The 20,119-nt window shown below is 31.1% G+C and carries 22 protein-coding genes and 1 pseudogene; 5 read left to right on the top strand and 18 right to left on the bottom strand.

From position 1 onward, the window contains the following. Nucleotides 1-27: 27 nt before the first annotated feature. The 5 genes from KQI18_RS06415 to zupT form a co-directional block, all read right to left on the bottom strand. Nucleotides 28-594: a cyclase family protein gene (locus KQI18_RS06415; protein WP_216466950.1), complete on the bottom strand. Its 567-nt coding sequence runs from the start codon at nt 592-594 to the stop codon at nt 28-30. Further along, nucleotides 584-1,051, bottom strand: coding sequence for a MarR family transcriptional regulator (locus KQI18_RS06420; RefSeq protein WP_216466952.1), 468 nt, complete (start codon nt 1,049-1,051; stop codon nt 584-586). Before KQI18_RS06420 ends, KQI18_RS06415 begins: the two co-directional genes overlap by 11 nt. A 160-nt stretch (nt 1,052-1,211) precedes the next feature. Next, nucleotides 1,212-1,595, bottom strand: coding sequence for a PqqD family protein (locus KQI18_RS06425; RefSeq protein WP_216466954.1), 384 nt, complete (start codon nt 1,593-1,595; stop codon nt 1,212-1,214). Continuing rightward, complete coding sequence (locus KQI18_RS06430) at nt 1,585-3,513, bottom strand: OPT family oligopeptide transporter (RefSeq protein WP_216466956.1); 1,929 nt, start codon at nt 3,511-3,513, stop codon at nt 1,585-1,587. The genes KQI18_RS06425 and KQI18_RS06430 overlap by 11 nt, the downstream gene beginning before the upstream one ends. A gap of 488 nt (nt 3,514-4,001) precedes the next feature. Continuing rightward, on the bottom strand, nt 4,002-4,859 hold the full coding sequence (zupT, locus tag KQI18_RS06435) for a zinc transporter ZupT (RefSeq protein WP_216466957.1): 858 nt from the start codon (nt 4,857-4,859) through the stop codon (nt 4,002-4,004). Nucleotides 4,860-5,294: 435 nt separating this feature from the next. Between zupT and KQI18_RS06440 the strand changes: the two genes are divergently transcribed. From KQI18_RS06440 to KQI18_RS06455, 4 genes are all read left to right on the top strand, one after another. Continuing rightward, nucleotides 5,295-6,272 carry an ABC transporter permease gene (locus tag KQI18_RS06440; RefSeq protein ID WP_216466959.1) on the top strand — a complete coding sequence of 326 codons (978 nt, stop codon included), beginning with the start codon at nt 5,295-5,297 and terminating at the stop codon, nt 6,270-6,272. Continuing rightward, entirely contained in the window at nt 6,269-7,249 is a 981-nt protein-coding gene (locus KQI18_RS06445) for an iron chelate uptake ABC transporter family permease subunit (RefSeq protein ID WP_216466961.1), read from the top strand. The genes KQI18_RS06440 and KQI18_RS06445 overlap by 4 nt, the downstream gene beginning before the upstream one ends. Further along, nucleotides 7,246-8,004: an ABC transporter ATP-binding protein gene (locus KQI18_RS06450; protein WP_216466963.1), complete on the top strand. Its 759-nt coding sequence runs from the start codon at nt 7,246-7,248 to the stop codon at nt 8,002-8,004. Before KQI18_RS06445 ends, KQI18_RS06450 begins: the two co-directional genes overlap by 4 nt. A 92-nt stretch (nt 8,005-8,096) precedes the next feature. Further along, nucleotides 8,097-9,053: a siderophore ABC transporter substrate-binding protein gene (locus KQI18_RS06455; protein WP_216466965.1), complete on the top strand. Its 957-nt coding sequence runs from the start codon at nt 8,097-8,099 to the stop codon at nt 9,051-9,053. Between the two features lie 195 nt (nt 9,054-9,248). Here KQI18_RS06455 and KQI18_RS06460 read toward each other — a convergent pair whose 3' ends face one another. The 11 genes and pseudogenes from KQI18_RS06460 to KQI18_RS06505 all read right to left on the bottom strand — a co-directional run bounded on the left by KQI18_RS06460 (nt 9,249) and on the right by KQI18_RS06505 (nt 18,312). Further along, nucleotides 9,249-9,728 (bottom strand): flavodoxin family protein, encoded by a 480-nt coding sequence (locus KQI18_RS06460; protein ID WP_216466966.1) that lies wholly within the window; start codon nt 9,726-9,728, stop codon nt 9,249-9,251. 115 nt (nt 9,729-9,843) lie between these two features. Further along, nucleotides 9,844-10,470, bottom strand: a complete 627-nt coding sequence (locus KQI18_RS06465; RefSeq protein ID WP_216466967.1) for a hypothetical protein — start codon at nt 10,468-10,470, stop codon at nt 9,844-9,846. Between the two features lie 503 nt (nt 10,471-10,973). Continuing rightward, nucleotides 10,974-11,783: a TraX family protein gene (locus tag KQI18_RS06470; protein ID WP_216466968.1), complete on the bottom strand. Its 810-nt coding sequence runs from the start codon at nt 11,781-11,783 to the stop codon at nt 10,974-10,976. 112 nt (nt 11,784-11,895) lie between these two features. Further along, nucleotides 11,896-12,174, bottom strand: a complete 279-nt coding sequence (locus KQI18_RS06475; RefSeq protein WP_216466969.1) for a hypothetical protein — start codon at nt 12,172-12,174, stop codon at nt 11,896-11,898. Between the two features lie 100 nt (nt 12,175-12,274). Continuing rightward, on the bottom strand, nt 12,275-12,448 hold the full coding sequence (locus KQI18_RS06480) for an Arc family DNA-binding protein (RefSeq protein ID WP_216466970.1): 174 nt from the start codon (nt 12,446-12,448) through the stop codon (nt 12,275-12,277). A 21-nt stretch (nt 12,449-12,469) separates the two neighbouring features. Beyond that, a complete protein-coding gene (locus tag KQI18_RS06485) occupies nt 12,470-13,453 on the bottom strand; it encodes an SPFH domain-containing protein (RefSeq protein ID WP_216466971.1) in 984 nt (327 codons plus the stop codon). Between the two features lie 224 nt (nt 13,454-13,677). Next, a complete protein-coding gene (locus tag KQI18_RS14440; protein ID WP_330654367.1) occupies nt 13,678-14,127 on the bottom strand; it encodes a cation-translocating P-type ATPase C-terminal domain-containing protein in 450 nt (149 codons plus the stop codon). Between the two features lie 19 nt (nt 14,128-14,146). Continuing rightward, nucleotides 14,147-16,354: an HAD-IC family P-type ATPase gene (locus KQI18_RS06490; RefSeq protein ID WP_330654368.1), complete on the bottom strand. Its 2,208-nt coding sequence runs from the start codon at nt 16,352-16,354 to the stop codon at nt 14,147-14,149. A gap of 497 nt (nt 16,355-16,851) precedes the next feature. Beyond that, on the bottom strand, nt 16,852-17,037 hold the full coding sequence (locus tag KQI18_RS06495) for a hypothetical protein (RefSeq protein ID WP_216466972.1): 186 nt from the start codon (nt 17,035-17,037) through the stop codon (nt 16,852-16,854). A gap of 102 nt (nt 17,038-17,139) precedes the next feature. Beyond that, entirely contained in the window at nt 17,140-17,646 is a 507-nt protein-coding gene (locus tag KQI18_RS06500; protein ID WP_216466973.1) for a GNAT family N-acetyltransferase, read from the bottom strand. Between the two features lie 183 nt (nt 17,647-17,829). Beyond that, a pseudogene (locus KQI18_RS06505) lies at nt 17,830-18,312 on the bottom strand (amidase domain-containing protein). A gap of 151 nt (nt 18,313-18,463) precedes the next feature. On the opposite strand from KQI18_RS06505, the gene KQI18_RS06510 reads away from it, so the two are divergent. After that, nucleotides 18,464-19,138 carry a DNA alkylation repair protein gene (locus KQI18_RS06510; RefSeq protein WP_216466974.1) on the top strand — a complete coding sequence of 225 codons (675 nt, stop codon included), beginning with the start codon at nt 18,464-18,466 and terminating at the stop codon, nt 19,136-19,138. Between the two features lie 51 nt (nt 19,139-19,189). Here KQI18_RS06510 and KQI18_RS14445 read toward each other — a convergent pair whose 3' ends face one another. Then, nucleotides 19,190-19,672 carry a NifB/NifX family molybdenum-iron cluster-binding protein gene (locus KQI18_RS14445; RefSeq protein WP_216466975.1) on the bottom strand — a complete coding sequence of 161 codons (483 nt, stop codon included), beginning with the start codon at nt 19,670-19,672 and terminating at the stop codon, nt 19,190-19,192. A gap of 55 nt (nt 19,673-19,727) precedes the next feature. Beyond that, nucleotides 19,728-20,084: a DUF134 domain-containing protein gene (locus KQI18_RS06520; RefSeq protein WP_216466976.1), complete on the bottom strand. Its 357-nt coding sequence runs from the start codon at nt 20,082-20,084 to the stop codon at nt 19,728-19,730. Nucleotides 20,085-20,119: the final 35 nt, after the last annotated feature.

Raw genomic sequence — 20,119 nt, forward strand, 5'->3', positions numbered from 1 at the left:
TATAATTGTATAGTTCTATTAGTTGCATTATTGATCTACAATTACTCTGCATCTTAATCCTGTAAGGTCACAATCATCCAACCACATAGTATAGACATTAAAAGGATCGCAACCTATTTTTTGTAGGTTACTAAGGTTTTCTATAACGTACACGCCTTTGCTCTCACACAGTCTATCTGCTGGTTGGTGCTCTTGACCTCTACGAATACCTGAACAATCTATGCCTATAAAGTTAATTTGCATTTCTAATAAATAATCTATTAATTTATTAGAAAGCTGAGGATGATTGCTAAAATATTCTTTAGTTCCATAATTAAATTTATCAATATGAGTCGTTCTAAAAATTACAAAAGTATTTTCTAAAATTTCAACTCCATCAATATCTTTAATATCTATTTCTCTGTCATAACATATATCAGATACATCTATTAAAATTCCCTTACTTTTAAAATATTCAATTGGAATGTCACTTTTACAATACGTATCTAGGTGTGTACCCACATGACCTGCAGCTCTTAATTTATCTTCTTGAGACTCTATCCACTTCATAGCCTCACTATCTTTTTCTATTTTTGTTGTTAAGTCAATTATCATAATTTTCCTCCTCTATCTCTTCTTTTAAATATTCATTAAATTTTTCTAAGACACTTAGAGTTACATCCTTATATTCATCCTCTATTTCTTTGAAAAATCTTTCATCTGTTTTCTCCCACATACTGTGAGACTTTTGATGTTTCAAAAATATATTCTCTCCTACTTTAGTAAGCAGAAAATATCTTTCTTTTTTGTTTTCAGGTAATTGATAAACACTAATGACACCTTTATTTAAAAGTTTTTTTATTATTTTACTTACTGCACTTTTCGTGATATTTAACTTTTCAGAGATTATAGTAACATTTACTGGATCATACGATCCCCCTATTGCATCTACACTATGAATTTCTGATAGTGTATAGCCTTCTATTATTCCTTTGTTTCTTATCTTACTAAGTACATCTTCTTTTTCATAAATTTCTTTTAATATCTTTATAATCTTCTTATCTTTATTCATATCTAACTCCTTTTTGTTTCCTAGGACACAATAATCATTATACGTCTTGACTTTACATTTGTCAATATGTATAAAACTAATTTAAAAATTAATTATTTAAAAACATAAAAAAACTACCTCAATATGCATTGAGGTAGTTTTTATTATTCATCTATATTTTCTAAAGATTTGTATCATCAGATTCTATCTGATCTAAACCTTTTTCTATACGAACGATATATTTGGCATTTACTTCGATATGATTTAGAAAAAGCAATAATCTCTCATACAGTGGTTTGGCTTCCTCACCGTACTCTCTGTCCATAATCTCCCCGATTTCTTTAACCGTTCTTTTACCATCTATGTTTAAAAATATAAAGCTGGCATAACTGTCTAATGTTACTCGAGTAGTCTCTGGAATTCTAAAGTGCAATTTTCTAAAAAATCTCTGTATCCAGTGATCTTGTCTTTTTAATATTGTAACGATACCTTTTTTATCAACCTCGTACTCTAAACCATCTCTGATTTCATATACAAGGTTTAAGACTTCTTCATTATTCTTCATCGCTTGTCTTAGTAGGCTTTGAATTCATAATTGGTATTGCAGTCAATATAACAAGGGCTGCAAGTAATATAAGTGCCATACCATTTCCAGCTGCAAATCCTGTTATCTCACCAAGAGTTATAACTCCTGTAACTTGTAGGATTATACCTATAAGACCTATTATAGATCCACCAGCAACTAATCCTGAAGATAAACTTACGCCATTAGAAACTTTTGCTTCTTTTTCAGCATCTGATTTAGACATTTTTTCAACTAGAACTCTTATTAAAGCACCTATTAATATTATAGATGTAGTTGATATTGGTAGGTAGAAACCTATCGCAACTGTCATAATTGGTAAGTTTAAGAAGTATAAAACTATAGCCATAAATACACCTATAAATATCATAACCCAAGGAAGATCCCCTGACATTATACCAGAAGTAAGTGTAGCCATTAAGTTAGCTTGTGGAAGACCGAATGGTGCATCAGCTCCTGTTATAGCTAATTGATCAGATAGTATTATCATTGTTCCAACAACAACTATAACACCAACTATCGCAGCTATAGCAAAATATTTTTGCATTTCACCTTTATCTCCACCTATGATGTAAGTAACTTTTTGTGATTGTGAATAACCGCCTGCAATGGCTATAGCGATAACTATTAAAGTACCAAATAATAATAACGATTTATTGTCTTCAACGCCAGTCCATTTCATTACAACGAATACCATAGTAACTATAACTAATGATGCTATAGTCATTCCTGAAACTGGTAAGTTAGAAGTACCTATAGTCCCAGTTAAACGACCTGCAACTATTACAAATAGTAACATTAGTATTAATGAAGATACTGTTCCTAATATAGCCATACCAATGTTTCCACCAGTAATCATAAATCCTGCTACAAATGATATAACAATACCAGCAAGTAATATTATTATTTGAAGAGAACCTTTAGAATCACCTTCACCACCTGTAGCTTTCATTGTTTCTTTTATAGAAGCAACTATTACAGGTATTAATTTTATAGCACCTATTAGACCACCAAAAAGCATCATTCCTGCACCTATGTATTTTACATAAGAACCTGCTATAGTTCCAACTTCCATGCCTTTTATAGCAACATCTGGAGCATTCCATACCATAGCACCTGGAGCAGCCATATCAGCGAAATAACCGATTAATGGTGTTATACCAAAGTTTGCTAACATTGAACCTGCGAACATAGTAAGTGATATCTCTAAACCAACTATAAATCCTATACCTAGTAATAGTGGATTCACTTCTATATCCAATTTCCACTTATATGCTTTTGTTCCGACAAAACTAGCCATGTTATTTACAAGACCTAATACAGATCCTGTTAATACAGTTAGTAGACCACCAATACCAAAACCAATTCCCATGTACTTAAGTGATTCTCCACCTGTATCAGATGCAACCAATGTTTCTGAGATCGCCATTGACTCTGGATACATTAAGTTTCCATGCTCTTCAATGATAAGGTAGTTGTGAACTAATGCCGCGATACCAATACCGAATAGTACACCGCCAACTCCTACCGCTAGACCTTCAAAAAACGTAATCTTCCCACCAATTAATAAAACTGCTGGTAATACGAATATCGCACCACTGGCAACTGACTCACCAGCACTTGACATCCCTTGAATTAAGTTCTTACCTAAGATTCCTTTTTCTTTAGCAAATACTCCAACTAAACCTGCACCAAGAATAGCACCTGGAATACCCGCTGCAACTGTCAACCCGGCTTTCATTCCTGAATACGTAGTTGAGGCAGCAAAGACTGCAGCTAAAACTATACCTATTAAGAGAACTGCTATATTTCCTCCTGTTCTCGACTTGTCGGTTACATAAGGTACGTAATCTTTACCTGATACGCCACCATACGCTTCCGTAGGTAATTTTTTCTTCATTTTTTTCACTCCTTTTTGGCTAATTTATATCCAATTAAATGATACCATAATTTCCCGAAAGATTGGAGTCCTATAATTATACATTTTTCTCTAACCCCTTATTACTACGTGATTTGAGCATTTCAAGAAAATTTACAAATAATTTTTAATTAAAAAAATATTTTAATTTACTCCATATTTTTTCTAAAATGTCCAAAAAAGCATAATTATAGACATAGGAAAACTCGAATAAGGTTAAAAACAAAATCTTTCATACTTAATATTATGCCACTATTTTATTATTTAAAACAGCTAATTTATTTTAACCACAAATATATAATAATGGATTAACATAAACCTTATTTTATTTTTTTAATAAAGTTTTCTGTAAATTAGCAATTAAAAAATTTCAACTTTACAAATGATTTGTTTTACTTTTTATATTAAAAATTAAAAAGCTATCTCATAAAGATAAAATTATTTATCTATTAGAGATAGCTTAAAATTAATTACATAAACATAATCAAACTAGCAGCCATAACAGCCATGCCTACAACCATACCATATATAGAAAGATGATGCTCTCCATACTCTCTTGCAGACGGTAGAAGTTCATCTATTGATATAAATACCATTATACCAGCAACACCTGCAAATATTACTCCAAATAGAATATCATTCATGATTGGAAGTAATATCATAAAACCTATTATAGCCCCTATAGGCTCTGATAAGCCAGATAAAAACGAATAAATAAATGCTTTTTTCTTGCTTCCAGTAGCGTAATATATTGGTACAGATACTGCAATCCCCTCTGGAATATTATGTATCGCTATCGCCACAACTATAGGTATAGCAAGGGATGGTTCTTGAAGTGCTGAAACGAATGTTGCAAGCCCTTCTGGAAAGTTGTGAATCGCTATTGCCAAAGCAGTAAATAAACCCGTTCTCATCAATTTGCTTTTATTTAAATCAGAGCTTTCCTTGTCTTCGATATTTTTTTCGTGGCTAACAATCTCTTCCTCTTCAATCTTATTTAGAGTCTCTACAAACTCTACTTCATGTGGGTTTTCCTCTGAAGGTATCAATTTGTCAATTAAAGCTATTAAAATCATACCACCAAAGAATGCCAATACCGTTACTATTGTTCCATTTTTTAATCCTAAGGGAACGATCAGTTTGCTTTTAGCCTCTGTAAATATCTCGATCATAGAAACATATATCATAACTCCTGCAGAGAACCCTAGACTTACTGCGAGAAACTTTGTATTCGTCTTTTTAGCAAAGAATGCAATTGCACTTCCTATCCCAGTTGATAAACCTGCTATTAACGTCATCATAAACGCAAATAAAATATTTTGATCCATAAACTACACCTACCTACTCATACTTTGTCGATATTTCTTAAATATTCATATCCGTTTTGTACAAATATATTTTTATTAAACTACACTTGACAATAGTAAAAATATTTTCGTACTTCTATTCTATCTATTTTAAAATTGTCACACAACTATATTATTATCTAAATTTAGTATTAAAAACATAAGTTATTATCCTAATACCCTAAATTAGCTAAACCAAATCGAAATTATATATTTAAAACAATACTTTAATTAAAAATATAACTATAGTATTTTTAATTTTATCATTATTACTAAAAATATCTACGTTATTGTAAAAATAAAATAATATTTTATGTTTAATCTTCATTTTTAATTGCATTTAATTTTCTTTCGTAATTGATATTGACTTTCATTTTCCATTTTGTTAGAATTATTACTGACATAGGAGGAGCTAAAATGAAAAAAAATATACTGCGATTGATTTCAAATAGAACCACACTAATTATATTACTTCTAGTTTTATCAGTGGTATCTATCGGAATTGGAGTCGAAGACTTTAGTTTTCACGGCTTGATCAAATACAATAAGAGTGATTTGTATCTGCTTATGATCAGTAGACTACCAAGGCTAATCAGTATTATCATAACAGGCGCAACACTTAGTATAGCTGGACTTATTATGCAGACTATTACTAACAATCACTTTGTATCACCATCAACAGCAGGAACTATGGAATGGTGTCGCCTAGGTATACTGATTTCAATTATAATAGCTGGAAGTCAAGCAAAAACGGCTAAAATGCTAATTGCTTTTGCTGTCTCACTGCTTGGAACAATGCTCTTTATGAATCTTTTACAGCGTATTACATATAAAAATGCTATCATGGTGCCTCTAATTGGTCTTATGTTAGGTAGCGTAGTAAGTGCAATAACTGAGTTTCTCGCATATAGATACGACGTTATTCAAAATATGTCTTCGTGGTTACAAGGAAGCTTTTCGTTGATCATAAAGGGTCGATATGAGTTACTTTTTATAGGAATACCAGTATTAATAATCGCCTATGCATATGCAGGCAAATTTACCATTGCAGGTATGGGTGAAAGCTTTTCAACGAATCTAGGGCTAAATCATAAATGGGTTGTGATGATTGGTCTTATTATTGTTGCATTTATAACATCGCTTGTAGTAATAACTGTTGGAAGTATCCCTTTTGTGGGTCTGATAGTCCCTAATATCGTAAGACTTTATAAAGGCGACAACTTAAAGAATACGCTGTTGGATACAGTGCTTATTGGTACATTATTTATCCTTATATGTGATATCATTGGACGAACTCTTATCGCCCCATATGAAATTTCAATAAGCGTAGTAATAAGTATTCTTGGAAGTATTATATTCCTAGGAGTCTTATTTAAGAAGAAGGAGGCGCTATGATTAATAGACAATTTATTAAAAAACACAGTAGGGATATCAAAGTTATCCTACTTCTTTTTCTAGCGACTTTATGCGTAATGTCTTTTTACACTTTCTGGGGTTTAACAGAAAAAAATATAGGATACTATCTTCCAAGAAGATGCCTTAAAATGCTTGCAATACTACTTGTAAGTTATTGTATAGGATATTCTACAGTAACCTTTCAAACGATAACGGGTAACAGAATTCTAACGCCTAGTATAATAGGACTAGATTCATTGTACTTATTTATACAAACCGTTATAGTTTTTGCTTTCGGATCAAGACAGCTATCAATGCTATCTGGATATCCAAATTTTATTCTATCAGTAGTTTTTATGATAGGAAGCTCATGTTTACTATTTTACTTCTTATTTAGAGGTGAAAATAAAAATCTATACTTTTTAGTTCTAGCCGGAATGATAATTGGAACACTATTTAGAGGTATGGCAACTTTTATGCAAGTACTACTCGACCCAAACGAATTCTCAGTGCTTCAAGGAAAAATGTTTGCAACCTTCAATAATATAAACCAGGATTTATTAGGTATTAGTTTTTTAATGATAATAGTTATTTTTCTAATAACATTAAAAGATCTAAAGGAATATGATGTAATTGAACTTGGAGCTGACCACGCAATCAACTTAGGGATATCTTATAATAAAGCAGTGCTTAAATCATTAATAATAACATCTATATTGGTTTCAGTGTCTACTGCTCTGGTTGGACCTATAACATTTTTAGGAATATTAGTTGTAAGTTTGTCACGCAAAATCGTGAAGTCGTATCATCACAGTCTGCAGATAACAGCTGCAGTATTGATTGGATGCTTATCACTTTCAGTTGGAACATTAGTAGTTGAAAAAGTATTTCAGTTTTCAATACCGATAAGTGTAATAATAAACTTCTTCGGAGGGCTATGCTTCATATATCTTTTGTTAAAGGAGAGTAAAAAATGATAAAACTAAAAAATATAACTAAGCATTACGGTAAAAAAGAAGTTATAAATAATGTGAGTCTAGAGCTCCCTCAAAACAAACTGATAGCATTTATTGGTAGTAATGGAGCTGGTAAAAGTACATTGATATCTATAATATGTAGAACTCTAGCTAAAAATTCTGGAGAAGTATTTATAGATGACAAAGAACTTAGAGAATGGAATAACAGTGAATTGTCTAAGCGACTTTCTATATTAAGACAATCAAATCATCTTAATATAAGACTTACTGTTAGGGATTTAGTTAGTTTTGGACGCTACCCCCACTCTCAAGGTAAATTAACAGAAGAAGATGAAAAATTTATAGATGATTCTCTAAGTTATTTAGGTCTTACAGATTTACAAGATAGATTTTTAGATGAACTAAGTGGCGGACAAAGGCAAATGGCGTACATAGCAATGGTAATAGCACAGGATACAGATTATATATTCTTGGATGAGCCATTAAATAATTTAGATATGTTGCACTCTGTTCAAATCATGAAAGTTCTTAAAAGACTTGTAAATGAATTAAATAAAACTGTAATGATAGTCATACATGATATAAATTTCGTATCTTGTTATGCAGATTATGTAATAGCAATGAAAAATGGGCAAATTGTTCAGGACGGAGACACAAAAGACATTATGAATTCCTCAGTACTGAGGGAAATATACGGCATGGATATAGATATTCAAAATATTGATGGAAAAAATATATGTCTGTACTACAGCTAACTCATTAGCTTGTTTTAGAATCGAACTGATAATAATAATTAATAGCATATAGCTAAATTAAAAATAAATTTAAACAATTGGAGGAAATCACAATGAAAAAACTATTCTCAATGCTTCTAGTTTTAACTATGACAGTAGTCATAGTAGCAGGTTGCAGTCCAAAGACGGACAACAAAGAAGAAGGGCAGAATTCTACAGAAGCCACAGAAAATGCTGGAGATGTAGTATTCAAACACTCAAAAGGAGAAACTACTGTTCCTAAAAATCCAAAGAAAGCAGTAGTATTTGACATGGGTATACTTGACACAATAGGTGCACTTGATGTTGATGTTGAGACTGCAGTACCTCTAAAAAACTTACCGAAATACCTTTCGAAGTTTGAAAAGTCAACAAATGCTGGTGGAATAAAGGAACCTGACATGGAAGCAATATTCGCTTTTGAGCCTGATGTAATATTTATATCTGGAAGACAAGAAGATTACTATGATAAGCTATCTGAAATAGCTCCAACAGTATATATTGACTTAAATGCAGATACTTACATGGACGACTTTAAGAAAAATACTACTGAAGTAGCAGAGCTTTTTGGAAAAGAAGATACTGCAAAAGATTATTTAACTAAAGTAGACAAAAAGGTAGAAAAAGTTAAAGGAATGGCTGAAGAATCAGACAAAAAATCTTTAATAATATTAACTAATGATGGAAATATAAGTGCTTACGGTAAAGGATCACGCTTTGGATTAATTCACGATGTTCTTGACCTAAAAGTTGCTGATGATAAAATAGAGGCTTCTACACATGGACAAGAGGTAAACTTCGAGTATATATCAAAAACAAATCCAGATATACTTTTTGTAGTTGACCGTGCTGTTGTAACTGGTGGAGAAATCAAGAGTTCAGACACTCTTAATAACGACCTAGTTAAAAACACAAATGCTGGTAAAAATGATAAAATAATTAATCTAGATCCTGAATTCTGGTACTTATCAGGTGGTGGTTTAACTTCAGTTGACAGTATGATAGATGAAGTTGAGGCTGCTTTAAAATAGTCAGTTAATAGACTCCAAAACTATATAAATCAAAATATGTTTCGCTAAAACTTTTCGAGTGAAAAGATATCCAACTAAAATTTAAGTATAAGATATGCTAAATTTTAAAGATATTTTTTCGCTCTATTTTTATTAATATAAAAATAGCATGTTTCAAATTTCTTGAAACATGCTATTTATAATATTATAAGAAATCTAAACTACACTATCAATCCAAGAATAAACCTGATCTACTATATCTTCAAAGCGAACCTTAAGAGGTAAATTATAACTAGAATTACCAATAAACTCATTGCCAGGCATAGCACTTTCAAGTCTCTCGAAACACTTGTCTGCTCCACCTCCCGAGTGGCATGCAAATAGAGCTATGTTCTTCCCTTTCACAGGATTTTTAGAAATAAAGGATGCAATTGGTGATGAGTAACTTCCCGCCCAAACTGGTGTACCAATAAAAATAGTATCATACTCATCTAAATCTATTTTATCATTTAATAATCTAGGTTTCTCTTTAAAAATAACACTCTTTCCACCTAGAAAATATTTCATAAATCCTTTTTTAGGTATTTCTCTTGCTGACTTTATCTCTAGAATATCTACATCAATTTTCTGTGATATAATGCTAGCAATTAATTGTGTACTTCCTCCTAATGAATAATATACGACCAATGATTTCATTTTAATTTACCCCCAAAGTTATAGATAATGTAATTTGATTACATTTATTATCTTTATTTAAAGTGTTTACAATTAAATTAATACTTAAAATATATTTTAAATCATTATAAGCAAGCTATTCAATTGTAAAATATACCAATCCTCCTCCAAGTAGAGTCGACTCAAGCCAAAGCTTCATATTAAAATCTTTTTTTTCACCTTCATCAGAGGCTGTGGCGTAAATTGTACCATCTTTGTCTTCCCAAAGTCCTACTAGCGTTACCCAATGCCAATTATATAAGTTATCTACCTTTCCATTTGATAAATTTAAAAATGCAATAGGACAGTTATTTTCTAGACCATCACTAATAAATTTAATAAACTTACCGGCACTTGCTCTCTTACAATCTAACTTATTAGAAACATTTAGACTATGTTCTTTTATTTCAACACCACGAGACTTTGCATACTTTTTGGCACCATCTATAAATAGCTTAGTAGAATTTAGACCTTTCATAGTAGGAGTCACAAAACTCCATATTGTATCCATATGTTCCAAATAGGTTTCTTGATCAAATGGAGGTCTTAATTCACATAGATCTTTCCCCTTTGGATTTTGACAAGCTAAATATGCAAATATATTTGCTGCTGTTGACGGACCACAACCACTTTTGCGTTGCCATTCACTTTTATACCAATTTTGATTTGCCCCATACTCAATATTTCCATCTTTTGTTTCTATATTTAATATATCTTTATCCATTATTGACCACCTACTCTATGTATTGTTGATTTATATACACTCTAATTATTATCAACGTTATGCTACAAAAAATTCATTTTATTATTTATTTTTAAATACTTTTTTAAACGATTCTTAGTTCAACTCAAAAATTATCTTAAGTTAAAATATACCCTAAGTAATTAATTTGTCAACAAAATTCAAAGAAAAAACTACATTAGATACCTTATTTTATCTGTATTAGGCAATAAATATAGATTTTTTCTATATACCTATTATTCGAGTGAATTAGTCTTTATTCACCATTTTAGCTAATAAAATTATTAAGTAGGCAAATATAGCATTTTATTTCTAATATTTATTTAATACACAGTATAAAAAAGGGCACTAATATATAATGTATTAGTGCCCTTAAAGACTTACTAGAATTCACTCTCTTTATAGAGATATAACATAAAAATTTAAAGCAGCCAAATACCCATCATTAAAGTAAATTTGACTGCTTTAAATTCATTCTATAAAAACTATTTTTGCATAAAGTAAGAAATGAAAAATAGTATATATATGTGTGCTGGATAAAAGAAGTAGAAGAAATTACGCATTCCTCTTCCCTTTTCTCCATTGTAAAGTATGATTGGAATTGAAGCTAAACACATCATCCATTGATAATTTTCTGTAAACGGATTTCCACTTCCAGCAAAATAAGCAATAATAGCTATAAGTATCAATGAAGACACTTGCATACCTTTTTTGCCATGAAATACATAAAATAATACAGCAAGTATTATAAACAAAGGTCCCCCTTCTACAAGTACTGGTATCGGAACAGTATTCATTAATATCAAAGCTACATTAAATAAGCTTTGATTATCACCAACTTGAGACATAGCTACTAAAATCACTGCTGTTAATACTACAGGAACTAACATTAGGGCAACTGAACCCATTATTTTAGTAGCCTTTTTTTCCTTAATTCCAGCAGTGAATAAATCAATAAAATACATATATAAAACACCTAAAAATAGTGTTCCAAATATATTATTTACAACTACTGTATTACCAATAGAGAAATATCTATTTACAATCATATTACCAATATTCATTATCCAGAAACCTACTAGCAATCTAAATAAATATTTCTTTTTATTTCTAGTATGAATATAACCCTCTGAACTTGTAAATAAAAACATCGGTGCAACTAAACGACCTAACCAATGAAACCACACTGGCGCTCCTAAAAAACTAAAAAACTCTCCTATATGATCGAATACCATTAGAATAATTCCGGTTAATTTAAGTTGAAAACTAGTAATACCTCTTTTAATATCTTCCATTTTATGACCTCCTATTTAATGTTATAAATATATAATATAGGATTACCTAAAAAAACGCCTTTTAATGATATTACATTTATATAACAATAATGTAAGATTAAAGTTTTCATACTTATGTTAAATTATTTCTTAATATAAAATATGCTACAATTACTATTAACTCTATTGTTATAAATATTCCATAAACAGCTATCGAATTAATTTGGACAATTCCATTTCTAAAATATACCATTGCTATTCCAACAAGTATTATTGGTAAACTATTTTGTTTTATAGAATTATCTCCAAATCCGTATAAAATAGGTAGCTTTAACTTTAATTCTAAAAGTAAGAGAATCAGTCCAAATACTATAAGTATTCCTCCTACAACTCCAATAATTGTATTAGCCAAATAATCATCCCCTTAGTTTTTTTGTTTTTAAAAGCCGTACTACACTTAGTACGGCCTTTGATTATAAATTATTAGACTTAAATTATAAGATACATAAACTTTATTCTAATTTTTTACCTGATTTTTTCCTTCGCTTCACACTCTCCGTTAGAAGGTATTCAATTTGACCATTGATTGATCTAAAATCGTCTTCTGCCCATGCTGCTAAATCTTCCCATAGTTTTGGAGATAGTCGAAGCAATACTTGCTTTTTATCCTTATCTTTGCTAGCCATCTATGGTCACCCTATCTATTTTTAATATATTGAACCGCTGTTCACAATTGGCTGAGCATCCTTACTTCCACAAAGTACAACTAATAGATTGCTTACCATTGCGGCTTTACGTTCTTCGTCTAAATCTACAACTTCATTTTCTTTTAGCTTTTCAAGAGCCATCTCAACCATTCCCACAGCTCCTTCAACTATCATTTGTCTAGCATCGATTACAGCCGCCGCTTGTTGTCTTTGAAGCATTGCTGCTGCAATTTCTTGAGAATATGAAAGATGAGTTATTCTAGCTTCCATAATTTCAAGTCCAGCAATATCAACTTTTGATTGTATCTCTTCTTTTAACTTCTGTGCTATTTCTTGACTACTTCCACGAAGTGATTTTTCATCATCAGCTGTATTCGCTGTATCATATGGATATAGACGTACTATATTTCTAAGAGCTGAATCACATTGAGTAGTCAGGAACTCTTTATAGTTATCTACATTAAACACTGCATTTGCTGTATTTACAACTCTCCAAATAACTACTATTCCAATTATTATAGGATTACCATTTTGATCATTTATTTTCTGCTTTTCATTATTAAGAGTCATAGCCTTTAAAGATATTCTCTTGCTTGGAAGATAAACACCTTTTCCAACTTCCTTAACACCCTCATCAAGGCCTGCTGGCGGTGATATTGCAGATGCAAAAGGATTTACAAAGTAAAAACCGTCTTCACGAATAGTCCCATAGTATTTACCAAATAGAGAAAGAACTATAGCTTCATTTGGTTTTACTACTTTTAATCCAAAAAATACAATTGGCGCTCCTACAAAGAGATATAGGAATAATAAAATGGCTATTCCTATTTTAAACGCATTTGGATCACCTGATAACATGAATATTATCCCTACCACAGCTACAACCATACATGCAATATTTATCAATAATACAGCCATACCATTTTTAGACTTAGCTTTAAATTCCTTAAACTCCCTTTTTTCTACTCTAGAAAGATCATTCATAAGTAACACCCCTTTTTGATTATTTTTATATAATTATGATATTATTTTGATATCATAATTATACTTCTATATTATTCCAATGTCAATTACAATTAGCTCCATAAATTGTAACTATTTAATTGTAACTATTAAAAAAAGGAGGGCAATTGCCCTCTTTCTTCTTTGAAGTAAAAAGCTAGTATTAATAACAAAATTTAAAATATCTAACTTATAAAATTATTTAATTATATTTGTTGTATATCAGTAGATTTTATTCTATTTATTAATTTGACAACTTCCATTTGAACTATCGATAATAGAGACAATCCTAAAACGATAATCCATTCTTTGCCACTTAATAACGTAAGTTTAAATGCTGTTTGTAAACTAGGTATAAATAGTATACACATCATTAGTAAGCCTGAGACAATGAAAGAAGTCATAAGCCATGGATTTTTTCCCTCTGCACGAACCCAAATTGGTTCTGTATTAGAACGCTGATTAAGCGCTCTAAGCATTTGAGAAAATGCAAGTACACTAAACGCCATAGTTTGACCTGTCGAATAACCATCTCTCTCAAAACCTATCCAGAATGCTGAAATAGTAAGTAATGCTACAAATATTCCTTGCGTCACTACTCTTGATATTAGATCCTTTTCAAACAAAGTACCTGATTTTACAGGTTTATGTTTCATAATATTTTTACTTGCTGGATCAAGGATCAACCCCGAGTGCTAATGCTGGAAGTGTGGCAGTGGCAAGGTTAACCCATAAAATATGGACTGCTAAAAGCGGTGCATCCCAATTTAGAACGGTTGCAACAAATAACGTGGTAATCTCAGCTATGTTTCCAGCTAATAGAAACTGTATAACTTTTTGTATGTTTCTATAAACCCTACGTCCTTCTTTTATGGCATAAGCTATCGTAGTAAAGCTATCATCCAAAAGTATCATGTCTGATGCATCTTTTGCTACATCAGTACCCGTTATACCCATGGATACGCCTATATCTGCCGCTTTTAATGCAGGCGAATCGTTGACTCCATCTCCAGTCATCGCAGCTACCTCACCTGTGTGTTTTAAGGACTGTATTATGTTTAATTTATCTGCAGGGGAAACACGTGCGAAAACTGTAGTAGTTTTAACCGCTTTATCAAGTTCTTCCTCAGTCATATTATCAAGCTCATCACCAGTTATTACAGTGTCACCGGCATTTAAGATTTCTAATTCTTTTGCAATAGCAATTGCAGTATCTTTATGGTCACCTGTAATCATAATTGTACGAATTCCAGCTTTTCTACAAGTCCTAACTGACTCTGCCACTTCTTTTCTAGGTGGGTCAATCATCCCCACTGCTCCAACAAATGTTAAGTCGGATTCTATATCTTCATCTTCATTTTCTGGCAATAATGATATATCTTTTCTAGCAAATCCAAGGACTCTAAGAGCATCTCTTGACATATTTAAGCATAGTTTTTGTATATTCTTCTTATCATTATTGGTTATTTCACGTACTCCTTTTGATGTCAATATCTTAGTACATAAAGGTAATATCTCGTCTACAGCTCCTTTTGTATATACTACAAATTTATTATCTATATTATTAATTGTAGACATACGCTTTCGATCCGAATCAAATGGTTGCTCAAATAATCTAGGGAACTTTTCTTCCAAAGTATCATGATCGATGCCAAACTCCTGTGACATGTATATTAAAGCACCTTCAGTTGGGTCTCCAATTATCTCTCCTTCTCTATCAGGGTCAAAACTTGCATTATTACACAGTGCCCCAGCATAAACAAGCTCTCTATATACATCTGGATGTTTATCTTTAGCAAGTGATATAGAAGTTGCGTTTCCCTCTTCAAAATCTCCATTTACAGAGATATGTGTTACCGTCATTTTATTTAAAGTAAGTGTACCAGTTTTATCACTACATATAACTGTTGTGCTACCTAATGTCTCGACTGCTGGCAATTTACGTATCAATGCATTTTTCTTCGCCATACGTTGTACACCAAGAGCCATTACAATTGTAGCAGTTGCAGGTAAACCCTCTGGAATTATAGAAATAGCAAGAGAAATTGCTACTAAAAATTGAGGGCCAAGAGGTCTATTGTATAGAGCTCCTATCCCAAAGATAAGTATACATACTACAATCCCCACTATCGTAAGTATTTTTCCTACTGAATTTAATTTTCTTTTTAATGGTGTATCAAAATCGTCTTGATTTTCTAAAAGTTCTGCTATATTACCAACTTCTGTATCCATACCAGTCTCAGTTACAACACCTATCCCACGACCGTATGTAACTATAGATGTTGTATACACCATATTACTACGATCTCCAAGTGAACAACCCTCATCCAAAATATCTTCTGAATCTTTTTCTGATGGTACTGATTCGCCCGTTAAAGAAGCTTCTTGAACTTTTAGATTTACTGACTCTATAAGTCTCATATCAGCTGGAATCATTGAACCATCTTCTAAAAACACAATATCACCTACAACAATTTCGTTAGCGGGTATTATACTTTCTTCACCCTCACGAAGAACTTGTGCAGTAGGTGCACTGATACTTCTAAGAGCTTGTATTGACGACTCCGCCTTTTTTTCTTGGACAATGCCTATTACAGCATTTAATATAACAATGGTCAGTATTACGAATGCTTCAGTCCATTCTTTCAATATAAATGAAAATGCTGCTGCTCCTATAAGTATTAAAACCATTGGATCGGTAATTTGCGACCATAACATTTGCCAGATTGTTTTTAAAGGCTTCTGGCGTAGTTCATTTGGTCCGTTAATTTTTAGCCTTTGAGCTGCCTCGGCATCGCTTAACCCTTCGTCTGATGTTTGTAAAGTTTCTAAAACCTCGTCGATATTTTTTGAATGCCAAGGCATCCGTCTGTGACTTTCCATAATTGGAAGATCACTCCTTTCTTTTTTAGTTTATTTATATAATTCAATAAGCACAAAAAAGACATAATAGTGTGCTAGTTTAATTAAAATGCACAAATATGCCTTGTATACTCTTGAATCTTATCAAATTTTATTGTATTTATATAAAGGCTCCTTTCAGAGTCGCTTTCATCGGAATCATCCATAATTTATAAATCTGCTCTCCTTTAATATAATATCTTACTATATTAATAATATATACTACAAATAAAAATACTTCAATCAGCTATAAATATATTTAACAAGCATTTTACATTTAATTTTAGTATTATATAGTCGATTAAAAGGCATTGAATTAATTCGACACTTTTAATAAATTATTTTATTTTTTACTCAATTTTAGGTAGCTTTAGCTTTACTACATTAAAATTTTGACTAGGCGAAGGGTTTGATAAATCAAATAAAAATATCCCGATAAATAGAAACTTTCTAACTATCAGGACATTTTTATAATATTATTATTTTAGTTTTTCAATAAATTCTTGAAGTTTTTGAGCTTGTAATCCCTCAGCTTCTGAATATGCTTTAAAACACTTACTCATTTCCTTATCTTCTATTTTATCAGCATACAACATAAAGTCTCTAACCTTTTCTTGCGTGTCTAGTAATGCCTTTTTTAGATAGTCTTGTGTGTTCATTTCCATATAATCACCTCACAAACATTTTTTTAATATTATCTCACTTCATGTAAAAATTATTCATGATTATCTATCTTTTAATCTTTAATTATTTTATATACTGAATCTTTATGTTTTTAACAATGTATATATATAAGAGTTATATATTTTTTCATTTTTATAAATACTTTTTTCTTTTATTCCCTCCAAATTAAAACCTGCTTTTTCAAGAACTTTGCAAGAAGCAATATTGTATTCGTAAACTTCGGCAAATATCCTAACTATATCAAAACATTCAAATGCTTCATTACAGATTTGTTGTGCAGCTTTTGATGTAATTCCTCTTCCCCAAAAAGGTTCTCCTATAAAATAGCCAAGTTCTGCACTTTTTTTATATACATTATCTTGTACTTGAATACTTATACAACCAATCGCCTCTTTGTCTACTAAAATGGCATAAAATAATTGATTTTTATCTCCCTTTTCTAAACAAGTATCGATAAATTTTCTAGCGTCATCCTCAGTATAAGGAAATGGGAAACCGTCTCTAAGATTGTCTCCTATTTTTAAATTATTAGCATATTTTGCCAATGAAGGTACAAAATCATAGCGCCATTTTTCTAGACTAAAATTCATATAAACTCCTCCTTTATTTGGGTGTAAAATTATGTATTAATACAATTTTATACAATCCTTAAATAAAAACAAGGATTTATCTATAATTAAATGTATACTAAATTAATAATTAGATAAACCCTTATAAACACGTAATTTTATTTCGTACATAATACAAATAAGATTATTGTAAATTTAATTATACTAACCTCTTGCATAAATTTTTATAAATCTTATATCAGCTACAGCATAAGTCGAAAGCGGCCTATAATCACTGTCATCGGTATGTGCAGCTATTAGAATATCGTCTGGGGTATTAAAATATCCCGTTTCCACCACCAAAAGAGTATGAGTAAATACGATTCCAGAATTAGATAGCTGAATTACGTCTCCAGGTTCTAACTCCTCCATTGTCACAAGTCTTCCATATGGACCTACACCTTTATTAGTCAATAAAAATTTATAAAAAAACTCTACACCAGTTCATGCAGGTGCCCTATTGTTCGGCGAAATATAGTACCAACCGTAATCTTTCGTAAAATTCATTTTAGCCCCGCCTGCATGAATACATTGAGATACAAAATTTGTACAATCTCCACCAATACCAGTGAAGTTATAGTATGCAGGATTTCTATCAAAAGCCCATCTATGCGCATATGCAACTGCATTTTCTCTATTATAAGCCATATTAATCCTCCTATATTTGTCTATACTATTAGAGTATGAAATAGATTAAAAAAAGCAACTTAACAAATCTATATAAATGACGTAAAATATAAATGAATATCAATATGATTAAAGCATTTACAAATTATGAAAACTATCGGAGGTAATTAATTTGTGTATAGAAATAAAAGTTGTGCTTAATGAATTAAAAAGTTTAGGAAACGATAAGCGTAAAATATTTAATAAAAAAAACGGCGCTGGTGATAATCAATTTGGTGTGCCTATTGGTAAATTAAGAGCGCTGGGTAAAAAAATTGGTAAAAATCACTCCCTTGGATTTAAGCTTTGGGATACGGGAAATACGGATGCTATGTTTTTAGCTACCATTTTATTTGATAAAGATAACTTTTCATATAAAGAAATTGATAATATGGTAAAAAATATAACTTATACTCTATTACTTGATGAATTTATTTTCACAAATGTATCTAAAACTAATTATGAACAAGAATTTATGCAAAATTGGTTAAATAGTGAAAATGAGTTAATTGGAAGATCTGGATGGAATATTGTAGTCTCTAAAATAATATCAAAAAAAATTACTTACGATGAAATAGATTATTTCTTAAATATTATAAAAAAAGAATTAACTACAGCTCCTAAATTAAAACAAGACGCTATGAATCGAGCTCTATGTGAAATAGGCATAAGAATTCCAAAATATACAGATGAATGTATTGCAATAGGCGAAGAATTAGGCGTCTACAAAGATTTAAAGGTATCAAAGGGTTGTACTTCACCGTACGCTCCAGAGTGGATAAATGCTGGTATAAAAAGAAAAAAATAGACTACAAATGTAGTCTATTTTAACTTTTAAATTTAATTTATAGTTTAAATACTATTTATTATCATGACCATGCCCTTTACATTTTCCATGGTCATGTTTTTTATGTCCTCCACATTTTGCATGGTTTTCATGGTTTCCATGACCTCCACATTTTCTATGATTCTCATGATGATCATGTTCTCCGCATTTTCCATCATCATGATGTCCACAGCAAGAAGTTTGTTGGGATTTTAGATTTCCAGCTAAATACTCTTTTACTGCTTCTTTAGAATTCCCACTAGCACCTACAATAATCTCAATTTCCTTTTCGTTTAATAATTTTGTTGCCCCTTCTCCCATATGGCTTGCAATAACTACATCTACACCCAAATCTCCTAAGAACTTTGGTATAAAACCTTTCTTATGTCCTGGATTTTGAATTGTCTCTTCTTTGCTTATATCATTTCCATCTGTGTCAAATATCATAAATTCTTTACAATGTCCAAAGTGATTATCTATCATATTCTCATTACTTGCAACTGCTATTTTTTTCATATTAAATTCCTCCATTTTTTATTTTTAAATTTATTGTTATCTTAATTTTTTATAATTACTCCTCATCTAATCTGCACTTCTTTCCTCTACGGCAACCTTTTCCGCATCCGTTCTCACTATTACAAAGTTGATATTCTCCGCCTTCAATCCACAAAACTTTTCCATTTACTAATGAATCTGCTAGCTTTTTTCTAGCTTCTGTATAAATTCCCTGTACAGTTGTCCTAGCTATACCCATCTGTTTTGAGCATTCTTCTTGGTTTAGACCCTCATGATCAATTAATCTTATTGTCTCGTACTCATCTACAGTCATAGTAATAAGATATTTGTTCTCTTCAGATTTATCTAAGGGTCCAAATTTTATGTAATTTGGGAGACAACATACTTTTCTCCATTTTCTAGGTCTGGGCATTCTCTCCCTCCTTTTAAATAAAAATAAGTTATTGA

It is taken from the genome of Metaclostridioides mangenotii (genome assembly GCF_018917235.1).
GTDB lineage: Bacteria > Bacillota > Clostridia > Peptostreptococcales > Peptostreptococcaceae > Metaclostridioides.